Genomic DNA, 14,653 nt, shown 5'->3' with positions numbered 1-14,653 from the left:
GCAGTTCAGGCTCCCAGTGATAGCTTTAGCCGTCGCACCAGATCGAGCAAGCGCGGGCGTACTTCGGCCAGCAAAAAAGACGATGACAAAGTGAAGGCCGGACCGCCGCAATTAATCGAGACCGGCGGCATGCCGTTACCCGGATAAAAGGCGACCGCGATCGCATTCACATCTTTTTGCCAGCTACCGAATGAAGTGCAACAACCCAGTTCCTGATATTCACTGATGGAGAGCTGAATCTCTTTGGCCACCGTCTGCCAGTGCGCCTCATCCGCCTGCTGTATCTGGGTGAGCAGCTGGCTACGTTCATCAGCGCGCATCTCTGCCAGAATCGCCCGCCCCATCGCTGTGTTTCCCAGCGGGATTCGAGAGCCAACATCAAGGCTCAGTGTCAGCGCGGTCTGGCTACGACAATTCTCCACATAAATCATACTGAGCCGGTCGCGCATGCCAAGCGAGACCATGCCCTGAGAAAAATCTGCTAGCTCCTGCATCAGCGGACGCGCGAGCTGACGCACATCCAGCCTTGCCAGCATCGCACTGCCGAGCGCCAGAGTCGCAGAGCCCAGGCGATATTTACCCAGCGAATCGACATAATCGAGATGACCTGTTTTGGTCAGCGTATAGGTCAGACGCGATACCGTCGATTTGGGCAACTGGCAGCGCTCCGCCAATTCCTGATTGCCCAAAGCCTTATCACCTGAGCGAAAACATGCCAGCAGCTCTAGACCTCGTGCCAGTGCGGTGACGAAATGCCGGTCCTCTTTGGCGTTGCCGCCAGCTTGGGCCGATTGCTCTGATGCCGTGGCAATATGGGCGATTTTTTTGATCATTCTTGACTTGGTGCGATAGACGAAATACAGTAAATAAATATTGCAGAACATAATTCTGCATTGCGGAACTAGCTTATCAGTAATCGGGTAAAACGCAAAGTCGGCATGATAAAAAAGTGGGACGCCGCGAGCGCCGCCCAATGAAAAGGTAAGTAGAAAACGTAGATGAAAAATGCTCACAATCATGCAATTTTGAATGGCATCGAAATACTGTGCAAGCCGCGATGAACCAATAAGCGTGCGGCTAAGTTGATCCGCGGTATGGCGATGCAGTCAGACCACCGATTCAATGCTTAATCTGATATTAAGTCTAATGTTCAGCCTGATGTGCAATCTGATGGGCAGCACGATGAACAGCAAAGCAGGGAATCGCCCGAACTCCCGGCAAACCAAGTAACAGGACGACGCAATGAACGAACATAAATTACAAGGAGCCGCCTCACCGCGGCCCGCCTATGATTCACCTGACCTAATATTGGGTGTCATCGGTTGTGGCGTGATGGGGCGCGGGATCGCCCAGATCGCCGCTCTGGCTGGGACGCAGGTGCGGCTGATGGACAGTCGTGCCGGTGCCGCGCAGGCTGCACGTCATGAGCTGCTGTCGACCTTCGCTACATTAGTGGAGAAGGGCCGTCTGACGCAGAGTCTTGCCGATGTCGCGGCTGCGCGCCTGTCGATTGCCGGCGATATCAGGGATCTGGCTGATGTACATATCGTCATTGAGGCGATCGTCGAAGATCTCGCTGCAAAAAAATCCTTGTTCCAGCAGCTGGAATCCATCGTCGGACCAACAGCCATACTGGCGACGAATACCTCGTCTTTATCCGTGACCGCCATCGCGGCTGGCTTGCAAGTACCGCAGCGTGTCGCCGGATTTCACTTCTTCAATCCTGTGCCACTGATGAAAATTGTCGAAGCCATCGGCGGCTTGCTGACTGATGCAGAGGTCGTGGATTTCCTGATTGCATTGGGTACGCATTGGGGTCATGCAACGGTGCGCGCCAAAGATACACCAGGCTTCATCGTCAATCACGCCGGTCGTGGTTACGGTACCGAGGGCTTGCGCATCTTGGCGGAGAATACGACGGACATCGCGCATCTCGATCATATTTTGCGTGAGTGTGCAGGATTCAAGCTAGGTCCTTGCGAACTGATGGATCTGACAGGATTGGATGTCTCGCACCCGGTGATGGAATCGATTTATCAGCAATACTATGAAGAGCCGCGTTTTCGTCCGCAAAGCCTGACACGTCAGATGCTGACGGCGGGTGTGCTGGGTAAAAAAACAGGACAAGGTTTTTATCGCTACGACAATGCGGGTAAAAAGCTCAGTCAAACCGCTGTGTTGCCGCAGACAGGCGTCGCACCTTCGGCTCACTTACCCCCTGCGATCTGGCTCAGTCGCGCTCGGTCCGGACATAGTGAGGGCTTACGGGATTTGATCGCGACTCTGGCAAGCAGCACCGGTGTTGAATTTGATCAGGGGGAGCGCCCCGGTGTGGATAGTTTATGCATCGTCACGCCTATCGGTGATGACGCCAGTACCTGCTGCATCAACGAAGGCCTTGATCCGCAACGCACGCTGGCGATGGATGTGTTGTTTAGCCTCACAACCCGTCGCGTGTTGATGACGACGCCTGCGACCAGCGATATGTATCGCGCTATGGCAGACAGTTTTTTCAGTGCCGATGGTGCTGCGGTCAGTGTGATCCGCGACAGCTATGGCCTGGTCGCACAGCGAGTCGTCGCCCATATCATTAACATTGCTTGCGACATCGCCCAGCAGCATATTGCCTTACCTGAAGATATCGATCGCGCCGTCAAACTTGGCCTTGGCTATCCGCAAGGCCCGCTGGCGTGGGGTGACCAGCTGGGTGTCGCCACGGTGCTGCAAATTCTGGAGTGCTTACTGCTGCATACCGGCGATCCGCGGTATCGTCCGAGTCCTTGGCTGAAGCGCCGTGCGCAGCTCCGTTTATCGTTACATCAGATAGAAAAATAAGGTCAGTTTACCCATACTCCCCCTAATTTATATAAAAATAGGCTTGATTCCGCTTATTTCTATTGTGCTTTTAAAAATACAGGGGTGGAGTATGGGTATATTGTCTCAGCGTTCAACATGTACGTCGTCATCGTGGGAACCCAGTATGAATCTCAATTTTAGTGAGCAGGATCAGATCTTTCGACAAGAAGTGAGAGCTTTTATCGCCCGTGCTCTGCCAGTGGATATTCAGCACAAAGTTGTCAACGGATTGATCCTGGACAGGGATGATTATGTGCGCTGGCAGCAAGCTCTGCATGCGCAAGGGTGGGGCGGATCATCTTGGGCAACCGAGTTCGGCGGCACCGGTTGGTCAGCGGTACAGAAATACATTTTTGAAGAAGAAGTCGCCGCTGCCGGTGCGCCGAGAATTGTTCCTTTCGGTGTCAAGATGGTGGCTCCGGTCATCATGGCTTTTGGCTCGCCCGCACAACAGCAACGCTTTTTGCCTAATATTTTATCCGGCGAAGAATGGTGGTGTCAGGGATATTCCGAACCCGGTTCTGGTTCCGATCTCGCCTCTGTCAAAACGACGGCGCAGCGGGATGGTGACTCCTATATCGTCAATGGGCAAAAGACCTGGACCACGCAAGCCCAGTATGCCGACTGGATTTTTTGCCTGGTGCGTACCGATCAGGAAGTCAAACCGCAACGCGGGATCTCCTTTCTGCTGATCGATATGAAAACGCCGGGCATTACCGTACGTCCTATTATCACCATGGACGGCGCGCATGAAGTGAATGAAGTCTGGTTCGATCAGGTGCGCGTACCGAAAGAGAACCTGGTCGGCGAAGAAAATGCGGGCTGGACCTATGCCAAGTTTTTGCTCGGCCATGAGCGCACCAATATCGCGGGCATCGGCATTGCCAAGCGGGAGCTTGCGCGCCTGAAACGGATCGCCAGTCAAGAAATAAAAAACGGCAAACCACTTATTCAGGATCCGCAATTTTCATTACGCATTGCCCAGATTCAGGTTGATCTGACCGCGCTGGAGATCACCAACCTGCGCGTACTGTCAGCCGAAGAGCAGCGCAGAACCCCCGGGCCTGAAGCCTCAATTTTAAAAATCAAAGGAACTGAAATCCAGCAGGCGATTACCGAGCTTATGACCCAGGCGGTTGGTCTTTATGCCTTGCCTTTGCGGCGTGATGCGATGGCGGCGGGCTATCAGGGAGAGCATGCTGGTCCCGAGTACGCCACCTCACTCGCCGCCAATTACCTGAATATGCGCAAGCTCTCTATCTACGGCGGATCGAATGAGATTCAAAAGAATATCATCGCCCAAATGATTCTCGGTTTATAAAAAAACTACGGAGCACACAATGGATTTCACCTTCAGCGAAGAGCAGACGATGTTGCAAGATGCCACGCGCCGCTTCATCGGTAACGAGGCAAGTTTTGACCAACGTCAGCTGGCCAAAAAAACGCCCAACGGTTACAGCAGAAAGGTCTGGCAGGGATTTGCCGACCTTGGTTTACTGGCGTTGCTAGCCACCGAAGAAGACGGTGGCCTGGGCGGATCAGCGATCGATGCCATGCTCGTCATGGGAGTGATGGGCGAGGGTCTGGTAATCGAACCTTACCTCGCCAGCGCCGTGCTCGCGACAAGGATGATCAGCTTGTCCGGCAATCCTGCACAACGCGCCCGCTACCTGCCTGATCTGATCAGCGGCGCAGCGGTCGCGGTACTTGCCCATGACGAAACCACTACCCGGTTCGACCGTCTGAACATCAACACCAGTGCCAAGCCAGCGACTGAGACCGGAGGCTATGTATTGAACGGACACAAGAGCGTGGTACCGCATGGTGCCTCGGCTGATCTGTTACTCGTCACAGCACGTATGCCGGATCAAAGTTTGTCGGTATTTGCCATCGAAAAATCAACGCCAGGATTGCGCATTCTGCCTTACACCACGGTCGACGGTATTGCTGCTGCCGAAATCTATCTCGATCAGGTGATCATCCCCGCAAACTGCCTGCTCGATGCCCAATCCGATGCCGAAGTAGCACTCAGTCAAACACTCGATCTCGGCATCGCCGCCGTCTGTGCAGAAGCCGTTGGCGCACTCGATAAACTGCTGGCCGCCACCATCGCTTATGCAAAAAATCGTCAGCAGTTCGGCGTCGTCATCGGCAAATTCCAGGCACTCCAGCACAAGATGGCCGACATGGTGCTCTACATAGAACAAGCCCGCTCGATGAGTTACCTCGCCGCCGTCAGATCCGAAGATCGCGACACGACCAGCCGCAGCATTGCCCTATCATCCGCAAAAGCAGTGATAGGCCAGGCCTGTCGCTTTGTCGGCCAGCAAGCAGTCCAACTCCACGGTGGCATGGGCGTGACAGATGAGCTTGACGTCAGCCATTACTTTAAACGATTAATGGCGATAGAGTTGCAGTTCGGTAGTACGGATTATCATTTGGAGGTGGTGGCGCAACGCTTGGTGTCGTAATTGCCTCTGATGAGTCTCAATTGGATTCGCGTCCAGCGTGAGTTTTAGTCGCTTAGTCCGTCAAAAAATACCCTACAATATTGGATTGACTTCATCGCTAGGACAGATCATGGCCGTTAATTCCCCTCTTCCCGTCGCCGCCGACTTACTTCCTGTTACCGGTATCCAGCTTGGATATGCTGAAGCGGGTATTAAAAAACCGAATCGTAAAGATGTGCTGGTCATGACGCTGGCGCCGACGGCGACCGTTGCAGGTGTGTTCACGACTAATCGGTTTTGTGCTGCGCCGGTGCAGGTAAGTAAGGCGCATCTAGAGGGGTTACACATGTCGGCTGGACCGATTCGTGCGCTGGTGATCAATACAGGTAATGCGAATGCGGGGACGGGAGACGCCGGCCTGGCCGCGGCGAACGCGACATGCGCTGCATTGGCTGAATTGTTGCAGTGCGAAGCGTCGCAGATTTTGCCGTTCTCGACTGGCGTGATTCTCGAGCCCTTGCCGGTGGATCGTCTGGTTGCAGGTTTGCCGCAGGCGATTGTGAATTTAAAAGCCGACAACTGGTACGCGGCAGCCGAGGCGATCATGACAACTGATACGCAGCCAAAAGCTGCGTCAGCGACCGTCGTTATCAATGGACAGACCGTGACGCTGACGGGTATCAGTAAAGGTGCGGGCATGATCAAGCCGAATATGGCGACCATGCTCGGCTATCTGGCACTGGACGCGAAAGTCGCCCAACCGGTACTCGATCATCTGGTCAAGCAGGCGGCGGACAAATCTTTTAATTGCATCACGATTGATGGCGATACATCGACCAACGATTCGTTTATGCTGATCGCGACGGGAGCATCCGATGTCGAAGTCAATGAAATCGATACGCCGGAATATCAGTTGCTGGCAAAAGCCGTGATCGATTTGTCGCAAAAACTCGCGCACATGATTATCCGTGACGGCGAGGGGGCAACCAAGTTTATGACAATTACGGTTGAGGAAGGTCGTGATATTGATGAGTGTCGTAAGATTGCGTATTCGATTGCGCATTCTCCTTTAGTTAAAACGGCGTTCTTTGCCTCTGATCCGAATCTGGGACGTATCCTGGCGGCGATCGGTTATGCCGGTGTCGGTGATCTGGATGTGAGTAAATTGAATTTGTACCTCGACGATGTCTGGGTCGCCAAAAATGGCGGACGTAATCCAGATTACAGAGAAGAAGACGGTCAGCGCGTGATGAAACAAAGCGAAATCACGATTCGCGTCAAACTCGCTCGCGGTGATGCCGAGGCGACGGTATGGACCTGTGATCTGTCGCATGATTACGTATCGATCAATGCGGATTACCGTTCTTAATACTCCTTTAATATCACTCCGTGCATGGAAACAGAATGACGCAACTTGATCAATTTTTAGTCCGTGCTGAACAGGTATTAAGCCGACTGGAAAAGTTATTGCCCGCCTCAGCACCGCCACCAGATTTTGCGCTGGGTACGGCATTTCGCTGGCGTAAGCGCGGTAATGTCGCTTATTTGCAAGTGGTGCGTCATGCATCGTCTATTGCACTTGGTGATTTGCATAATATTGCGATTCAGAAGCAGCAGATTGAGCAAAATACTTTGCAATTCGTACGTGGCAAGCCTGCCAATAATGTACTGCTGACAGGTGCGCGAGGCACCGGTAAATCGTCTTTGATTAAAGCCTGCCTGAATCAATTTTCCGGTCAGGGTTTGCGTTTGATTGAGGTCGACAAATCAGATCTGGCGGATTTGTCGGATATCGTTGATCTGGTCGCTGAACGTTCTGAGCGCTTCATTATTTTTTGCGATGACTTATCGTTTGAGGAAGGCGGGGGCGGCTATAAGGCGCTAAAAGTCGCGCTGGATGGCAGCATCGCGGCGCAATCCGATAATGTATTGATCTATGCGACCTCAAACCGGCGTCATTTGCTACCGGAAAAAATGTCGTACAACTCAAGCTATACGCATGCCGAGGACGGCGACTTGCATCCCGGCGAAACGGTAGAAGAAAAAATCTCGCTGTCCGAACGATTCGGCCTGTGGGTCTCGTTTTATCCGTTTAAGCAAGACGACTATCTGGATATCGTCGCGCACTGGCTAGGCAGTATGGGATGTAATGCGGAGCAGGTGGCTGCTGCACGTGGTGATGCGCTGCGCTGGGCCTTGCAGCGCGGCTCCCGTTCTGGGCGTGTTGCATGGCAGTTCGCCCGTGACTATGCGGGTAAGCTTGCATAATTGTATGATACTGGGTAGGTGTATATGGTTTTATATGCCTTTATCCGCAGGTTTTATCTAGTTATTTAAAAATACTCCCTCTTACTCTAATGTCGTTCAGTTAAGCTCTAAACCTAAAGTCGTCGTCCCTGCGCAGACAGGGATACAGCGTCTTTTGGCAATATGTCACTAGACTCTGGCTATCGCCGGAATGACGAAACAAATGGCACAGTCTAACTGAGCAGTATTACCACCTTACTTCCTTATTCTATGAAACCAGCACCCATTGATGTCGCAGTCGGTATTTTGATGAAGCCGAATGGCGATGTCTTATTAGGGCAACGCCCGGCGGGCAAGCCTTACGAAGGTTACTGGGAGTTCCCGGGCGGCAAAGTCGAGGCGGGCGAAAGTATCTTGGATGCCTTGAAACGGGAATTTGTTGAGGAACTTGGTGTGCAGATCGATACGGCCGAACCCTGGTGCGGCGTCGAGCATGTGTATCCGCATGCACATGTGCGATTGCATTTTTATATCAGTCATGAGTGGACTGGTCAGCCGCAAAGTCTGGAAGGTCAGGCTTTCGCCTGGCAGGGAAGTGTGGCTGTGTCCCCATTATTGCCAGCGACCATTCCGCTGTTGGAGTGGCTGGACGTCAGGCGCGCTGACGCTGCTGTGTAATCCGGCAGGTATCTCGATATTTCGATGTAAGTCGGTTTGCTTGCAGATGGCTGGCACTGAGCGCTAGTTTTTCTCCGCACTGGCCAATCATTTTTCCTCTTTCTCCTCCCGGAATATGGCGTTCAGCATTGTATGCATTCCGCTACAGTGCGTAATTTCAAGTATTGCCGCTGTCATATAATGCTGAAATCATGCGTCACCTGAGACTTTTTTGTCTTTTCAGCTAGTGTCATTAGTCCGCATGTACTAGAATTCATACACTGTATCGTTATCAATACAGTGTCTAGTTTACGTGACATGCTAGAAGAGAAACTCTAGATTTTCATCAAAATTCATTCGAGTGTATTGAAAGCAATACACATGATTATCGGTATTTCCGATGAATATTTTCTAAGTCGTTGAATTATTTCAATAAAATTTTGTGGCATGGCGATTGCTAATACGATCCCTAATGTCGTTTCCAGCGAATAAGAGAAAAGGGCGCACCTTGGTGGGTGGCTACTACAGACAGCACGAGCGAATAGCGCGTTATTCAGACTTATCTGGAAATGGAATAGCGATGGTCACTACGGAGATGTGTAAATGCGGCATATGACGGGAAACTCAGAAGCAGCGGGACGTGCGGGCGCTATTCTGACGATTGATCTTCCAGCTTTACGTCATAACTATCGTTTTTTGCAAAATAAATTAGGCAAGGCCCGCTGCGGTGCGGCGGTCAAAGCCGATGCGTATGGTCTGGGTGCAATTAAAGTTGCTCAGGCTTTGCAGCAAGAAGCTTGCCGTGATTTTTTTGTGGCGCATCTCGATGAGGCGATTGCACTGCGTCCCCATTTGTTGGCGGAGAGTGCGATCTATGTAATGCACGGTTCCCCTGTCGGCTACGAAGCCGAATTCCTTGAATTTAATTGCACTCCTGTTTTAAATAGTCTGGAACAAATTGCAGCATGGCGCGCACTCGCGACCGCAAAGCAAAAGACCTTGCCGGCCATTGTGCAGCTCGATACGGGCATGTCACGGATGGGGATGTCGCCGCAAGAAGTTCAGGCGTGGCTGGCTGATCCGGCGATTACGCAGGGAATTCAGGTGACGCATTTGATGAGTCACCTCGCCTGTGCGGAGGATCAGCAAGATCCGATGAATCAGCAGCAGTTGCAGACCTTCAGGGCATTGCGGGCACTATTACCCGCCTGTGGTGCGACGCTGGCGAATTCTTCCGGAATATTTTTAGGTTCCGATTTTCATTTCGATATGGCACGCCCCGGTGCGGCTTTGTACGGCGTGGCGCCGGTTGCCGACCTACCGAATCCTATGAAGGCAGTCGCCTCTCTGCAAGCAAAAATTATCCAGATCCGCACGATCGCTGCGGGGGCTGGCGTTGGTTACAGCATTACATACCGGGCACCGGCTGCGCGCACTATTGCGACGGTAGCGGTGGGCTACGCAGATGGCTGGTTGCGTAGTCTGAGCAATCGCGGCGTCGCGTATATCGCGGGTCAGGCGGCACCGATGGTCGGCAATGTATCCATGGACACTATTACGCTCGACGTGAGCAATGTCGATGCGGCGCAGCTTTACCCGGGTGCGCCGGTCGATCTGTTATCAGCGACAAATACGGTCGATATCGTCGCCAGACTCGCTCATACCATCGGCTATGAAATCCTGACTAGTTTGGGTCAGCGTTATCATCGCCATTACCTAGAATCTGAATCTGAGTAGTATCCAATAAGTCATTCCAGTGATGTAAGGAATAAGGGAGAAGCACAATGAAAGTAGTCATACTGGGCGCCGGCGTAATCGGTACCGCATCAGCGTATTACCTGGCCAAAGCCGGACACGAGGTGACGGTAATCGAGCGTCAACCCGCTGCTGCATTGGAGACCAGTTACGCGAATGCGGGCGAAGTATCCCCCGGATATTCTGCGCCATGGGCCGGACCGGGCGTTCCAATGAAAGCTGTAAAATGGCTGATGATGAAGCATAGCCCGCTGGCTATTCGTCCCAGCCTCGATCCGCATATGTGGCGCTGGGTCACACAGATGCTGTTGAACTGCACGACTAAGCGTTATGAGATCAACAAAGGCCGTATGTTGCGCATGGCGGAATATAGCCGTGATACTTTGCAGCAGTTGCGTGCCGATACCGGGATTCATTACGACGAGCGCACTCAGGGAACGTTGCAGTTATTCCGTAACGAGGCACAACTCGAAGGATCCAAATTCGATACGGATATTCTGGATCGTTATGGCGTACCTTACGAAGTGCTGGATAAAGCAGCCTGTCTGAAAGTCGAACCGGCACTGAAAAATGTGCAGAATAAGTTTGTCGGCGCTTTACGCCTGCCAGGTGATGAAACCGGAGATTGTTTTAAATTTACCCAAAATCTGTCCAAACTGGCTGAAGAGTTGGGCGTTCAGTTTAAGTACGGTGTGATCGTCGAAAAAGTTCTTCATGAGGGTGATCGCATTACCGGCGTAAAAACCTCGACGGGTACCGTGCAGGCCGATGCGTATGTGCTGGCCTTGGGAAGTTATTCTTCAGTCATGCTGCGGGAGCTGGGGATGAAAATTCCTGTGTATCCGATTAAAGGCTACTCGATCACGGTACCGATTATCGATGCGCAAAAAGCGCCGGAGTCGACTGTGATGGATGAAACCTACAAGATCGCCATTACGCGTCTGGGTGATCGCATCCGTGTCGGTGGTACCGCAGAAATTACCGGTTACGACCTGAGCTTACGCGAGGAGAGACGGGCGACACTGGTGCATTCGGTCACGGACCTGTTTCCAGGTGGCGGCGATATCGCGAAAGCGGAATTTTGGACTGGCTTGCGTCCTATGACGCCAGACGGCACACCGATCGTCGGACCTACACCCTTCCGCAATCTTTTCCTGAATACCGGTCACGGAACATTGGGTTGGACTATGGCGTGCGGCTCCGGCCGTTTTATCGCTGACGTCGTATCGAACAAACGTCCTGCTATTTCTACGGAAGGCCTGTTCATGGATCGTTATGGCAATGCGAATCGTCCGATTATTGTAGCCAAGGAGTTGCAAGCATGAATTTGATCGAACGTGAGCAACTGGTCTCGACGACCGAGATATTTTCTGACCCGACACTCAACATGCGCTTCTACACAGCAATCGAATTGCTGGCGCAAATCGTGATGGTAATGCCACGCACAGCAACTGTCGCTTCACTGGTGCAAGCAACAGGAAAAACGCCACGGCTGGTGCGCTCTATCCTGTCTACGCTGAGTAAAGATGGTCTGGTCGCACGTGATGTGAAAGAAAAAGATGCATGGCATTGCCGCTCCTGTAACGGTATCATCACACTCGCCGATATTTATCGCTGTTTCTGTCTGGCGGAAGAAAAAGCGGTTGCTAAAGCAGAAGAGAAGGTACGCGAAGAATTGAATGCCAAAGCTGCACAGGCAGAGATTGATGCAGAAAATGGTGTAGAGTCTTTTGATGCGGCGAATGACACGGTTAAAGAACGTGAGCGTCCATCCAGACCACGTAGCTCTAACCAGCAAAGCGTTGATCTGTTGATGATGCAGGTCAAAATGACCGTCAATCGTGCAGTGTTTCAACAATTAGAACAATTTGATCTCGGTCGTCTGCGCGGGTTAGCGTCAACCACAAGTTTTCGCAGCCATAATGCACGACCACGCGGTTACATCCCCGAACCCCACTGATCATCTGAGACGATAACCTGCTCACTCTTCACCTAAGCAAGGCCGATGCGCATCAATATCCAGTTTAAAGATCGAGTAGGGATTGCGCATGAAATACTGGCGGTATTCGCCCTGCGCGGGTTGAATGTCGTCGGTGTTGAAGTTGATCCTCCAAATATCTATATCGATAGTCCTGAGCTGCTTGAGTTTATGCTGCCATCCTTGCAGCAGGATTGTGATCAGGTGCGCGGTGTAGGTAAAATCAATATTCTTGATATTTTGCCTGGCAAACGTCGCCGCCTGAATCTTGACACCATGATGGCCGTGATGGAAGACCCGGTGTTGGCCATCGATGCAAACGGCCGGGTCGTCGTGGCGAACGCCGCAGCAGCGGCTGTGTCCGGCATGTCAGAGGAAATTCTCTGCCAGAAAAGCCTGGTCGATTTGCTGGAAGATACCTCAGTCCAGGAGGAGTTGATATCCAGTTCTTTTCATGTTCCAAGTCGTGAGGTGATCTTGAATGGCGAGCCGTTCTGGATGGACGTCACTCCGGTTTCTGAACCGATCACTCACGATATGGCACGTAACGGTCAGACCGTGGGAGCTGTATTGACCCTGCATGCGCCACGTCGTATCGGTGGCAGAATACATGCATTGCAGCACTCTGAAGGGAGTGGTTTTCACTTCATTATTGGTGAGTCCGAGCAGATCAGGGCAATCAAGGCGAAGGCCGCCAAGGTGGCAGTAGTGGATGCGCCGTTGCTTATCACGGGTGAGACGGGAACCGGTAAGGAATTGCTGGCACAGGCTTGCCACGGCGTCAGTGCACGATGCAATGCCCCTTTTCTTGAGCTGAACTGCGCGGCGTTGCCTGAGAGTCTGGCAGAGAGTGAATTATTTGGTTATATGTCCGGTGCATTCACTGGCGCGCAACGTGGCGGCAAGCCAGGATTGATTGAAATGGCCGATGGCGGCACCGTGTTTCTGGATGAGATCGGGGAGATGTCATTATATCTGCAGGCGAAACTACTCCGTTTTTTGAACGACGGTAAATTCAGGCGTATTGGTGGCGATAAGGAGGTTAAGGTGAATGTCCGCATTATTAGTGCGACCCACCGCAACTTACGCAAGATGGTGCAGGAAGGCTTGTTCCGCGAAGATTTATTTTATCGCCTGAATGTACTGCATCTGGAAATGCCAGCACTGCGCGAGCGTCCGGATGATATTTTGCCGCTTGCCAGACACTTCATTGAGCGCGCCTGCACACAGGCGCAAAAGCCCGTATGCCGCTTGAATTCCGCTGCTTGTGCGGCACTGGTGGCGAACCGCTGGCCAGGCAATGTGCGCCAGCTGCAAAATGTCGTTTTCAGGGCAATTACGATGTCGGATGAGCGGGTACTAGATGCTGCTGATCTGGATTGGGCTGAAGGAAGTATTACTGCGGATGAGGTGAATATCGATGCAGCGGAAAGCTGGGAATTGACGGTGCAGGCATTTGAATCAAGCTTGCTTGAGAAGCTGTATTTGCAGTATCCATCGAGCCGCAAACTCGCTGGCCGGTTGGATACTTCGCATTCTATGATTGCCGCTAAACTCAGGAAATACGGAATCCCCAAGCGTTAGAATTGGTGTGCATTTTTAGTGGAGGTGCCGATGCAAACTGATACTTGGCGACCTTATTGACTTCATTAACCCAATTGATCCTATTACGGATCCTGTAACCGATTCTGATAGATGGGATTATTGCAGGTTTGATTGAGATAAATCCTCGTCGGGATCTTCGGGCAAATTTACAGCGGGGATCGTGTATTTTTCTTCTGCCCACGCACCCAGATCAATTTTTTTACAACGTTCAGAACAAAACGGACGATACGTATTCTCAATGGTCCAGGCTACTTTTTTGCCGCAAGTCGGGCAATCTACAACTGTGCTCATAAGTCTCTATTACATTAAAAATTACAGAGTGTCAGGTCAAACGGGATATCGCTTTCAAAAGCTTTCGGCTTCATATCACCGTCTTGGGACATGAAGCGTATCCACAACATGTATTTATTTGCTGAGATTTCCGGAATGGCTCCTATCTCACGTACCACGCTGACGCGTAGTAATTGATATATTTTTCCTTGCAACATTTGCTGGTAACTACCCGCCTGTGCAATGACTTTCGTCGTTACACCAGATTCTCTCAATAGCCTCAGGACGATATTAATCGCATCAAATAAGGGGGCAATCGGCGCAAACCAATTGGCAATATCCGCGAAACGTTTTTCAGCAGGATTCTTTTGCCATGCGTGGTAACTGGGTAAGTCAAATTCACAGGCCCCGCCGGGAATAATCGTGCGACCACGTATGCTCATCAACCATTCATTATCACGAACGTTCTGACCAGTTTTGCCAGTGGAGGCCATCAGGGCGCTGCTGGCGCGATCTACCTCGTTAAGAATCTGATCCAGCATGTCCGCCTGAACATTGGGATTAGATTTGAAGCTGATGAGAGTGTGTTTTTGTCGTTCCAGTTCTTGCAGGAGATCAGACTTTAGGTCGGCTCGACCAGCGACTTCCAGCATTTCAAAAATGGTGGAGAGGGCAACGTGATGCTGCATAGGATCAGACTGATGTAGGAAAAAAGTGAATTTTTCATACAGGTCTTCTAGCCGCAATAACGTGCGAATACGCTCGTTAAAAGGGTATTCGTAAACGATCAAAATAATATCCCTGTCAAAATTGGTGCTAACGCGCAAGTGTCACG

The 14,653-nt window shown here is 51.7% G+C and carries 13 protein-coding genes; 10 read left to right on the top strand and 3 right to left on the bottom strand.

Annotated elements, in window-relative coordinates; translation table 11 throughout:
• Positions 1–5: 5 nt before the first annotated feature.
• Positions 6–833, bottom strand: coding sequence for an IclR family transcriptional regulator (locus ACO0LE_RS13550; protein WP_422960884.1), 828 nt, complete (start codon positions 831–833; stop codon positions 6–8).
• Between the two features lie 409 nt (positions 834–1,242).
• Here ACO0LE_RS13550 and ACO0LE_RS13545 point away from each other — a divergent pair, with 409 nt between their 5' ends.
• The 10 genes from ACO0LE_RS13545 (at position 1,243) to ACO0LE_RS13500 (ending at position 13,527) form a co-directional block, all read left to right on the top strand.
• Positions 1,243–2,835 (top strand): 3-hydroxyacyl-CoA dehydrogenase, encoded by a 1,593-nt coding sequence (locus ACO0LE_RS13545; RefSeq protein WP_422960883.1) that lies wholly within the window; start codon positions 1,243–1,245, stop codon positions 2,833–2,835.
• 145 nt (positions 2,836–2,980) lie between these two features.
• Positions 2,981–4,177 (top strand): acyl-CoA dehydrogenase family protein, encoded by a 1,197-nt coding sequence (locus tag ACO0LE_RS13540; protein WP_422960882.1) that lies wholly within the window; start codon positions 2,981–2,983, stop codon positions 4,175–4,177.
• A 19-nt stretch (positions 4,178–4,196) separates the two neighbouring features.
• Positions 4,197–5,327: an acyl-CoA dehydrogenase family protein gene (locus tag ACO0LE_RS13535; protein ID WP_422960881.1), complete on the top strand. Its 1,131-nt coding sequence runs from the start codon at positions 4,197–4,199 to the stop codon at positions 5,325–5,327.
• A gap of 109 nt (positions 5,328–5,436) precedes the next feature.
• On the top strand, positions 5,437–6,675 hold the full coding sequence (argJ, locus tag ACO0LE_RS13530; RefSeq protein WP_422960880.1) for a bifunctional glutamate N-acetyltransferase/amino-acid acetyltransferase ArgJ: 1,239 nt from the start codon (positions 5,437–5,439) through the stop codon (positions 6,673–6,675).
• 35 nt (positions 6,676–6,710) lie between these two features.
• Positions 6,711–7,574, top strand: coding sequence for an ATP-binding protein (locus tag ACO0LE_RS13525; RefSeq protein WP_422960879.1), 864 nt, complete (start codon positions 6,711–6,713; stop codon positions 7,572–7,574).
• A 249-nt stretch (positions 7,575–7,823) separates the two neighbouring features.
• Positions 7,824–8,231, top strand: a complete 408-nt coding sequence (locus ACO0LE_RS13520) for an NUDIX domain-containing protein (RefSeq protein WP_422960878.1) — start codon at positions 7,824–7,826, stop codon at positions 8,229–8,231.
• A gap of 591 nt (positions 8,232–8,822) precedes the next feature.
• Positions 8,823–9,947, top strand: a complete 1,125-nt coding sequence (gene alr, locus ACO0LE_RS13515; RefSeq protein ID WP_422960877.1) for an alanine racemase — start codon at positions 8,823–8,825, stop codon at positions 9,945–9,947.
• 47 nt (positions 9,948–9,994) lie between these two features.
• The gene (locus tag ACO0LE_RS13510) at positions 9,995–11,290 is read left to right on the top strand and encodes a D-amino acid dehydrogenase (RefSeq protein WP_422960876.1); all 1,296 of its coding nucleotides are present in this window, start codon (positions 9,995–9,997) and stop codon (positions 11,288–11,290) included.
• Positions 11,287–11,925 carry a hypothetical protein gene (locus ACO0LE_RS13505; RefSeq protein WP_422960875.1) on the top strand — a complete coding sequence of 213 codons (639 nt, stop codon included), beginning with the start codon at positions 11,287–11,289 and terminating at the stop codon, positions 11,923–11,925. The genes ACO0LE_RS13510 and ACO0LE_RS13505 overlap by 4 nt, the downstream gene beginning before the upstream one ends.
• 45 nt (positions 11,926–11,970) lie before the next feature.
• Positions 11,971–13,527: a sigma 54-interacting transcriptional regulator gene (locus tag ACO0LE_RS13500; RefSeq protein ID WP_422960874.1), complete on the top strand. Its 1,557-nt coding sequence runs from the start codon at positions 11,971–11,973 to the stop codon at positions 13,525–13,527.
• A gap of 117 nt (positions 13,528–13,644) precedes the next feature.
• On the opposite strand, the gene ACO0LE_RS13495 is transcribed toward ACO0LE_RS13500, so the two are convergent.
• Positions 13,645–13,839 carry a DNA gyrase inhibitor YacG gene (locus tag ACO0LE_RS13495; protein ID WP_422960873.1) on the bottom strand — a complete coding sequence of 65 codons (195 nt, stop codon included), beginning with the start codon at positions 13,837–13,839 and terminating at the stop codon, positions 13,645–13,647.
• Positions 13,840–13,853: 14 nt separating this feature from the next.
• Entirely contained in the window at positions 13,854–14,609 is a 756-nt protein-coding gene (zapD, locus tag ACO0LE_RS13490) for a cell division protein ZapD (RefSeq protein ID WP_422960872.1), read from the bottom strand.
• Positions 14,610–14,653 lie beyond the last annotated feature (44 nt).

This window comes from Undibacterium sp. Xuan67W (genome assembly GCF_049340165.1).
Taxonomy (GTDB): domain Bacteria; phylum Pseudomonadota; class Gammaproteobacteria; order Burkholderiales; family Burkholderiaceae_D; genus Undibacterium.
This window is presented reverse-complemented; position numbering and strand designations above follow the sequence as displayed.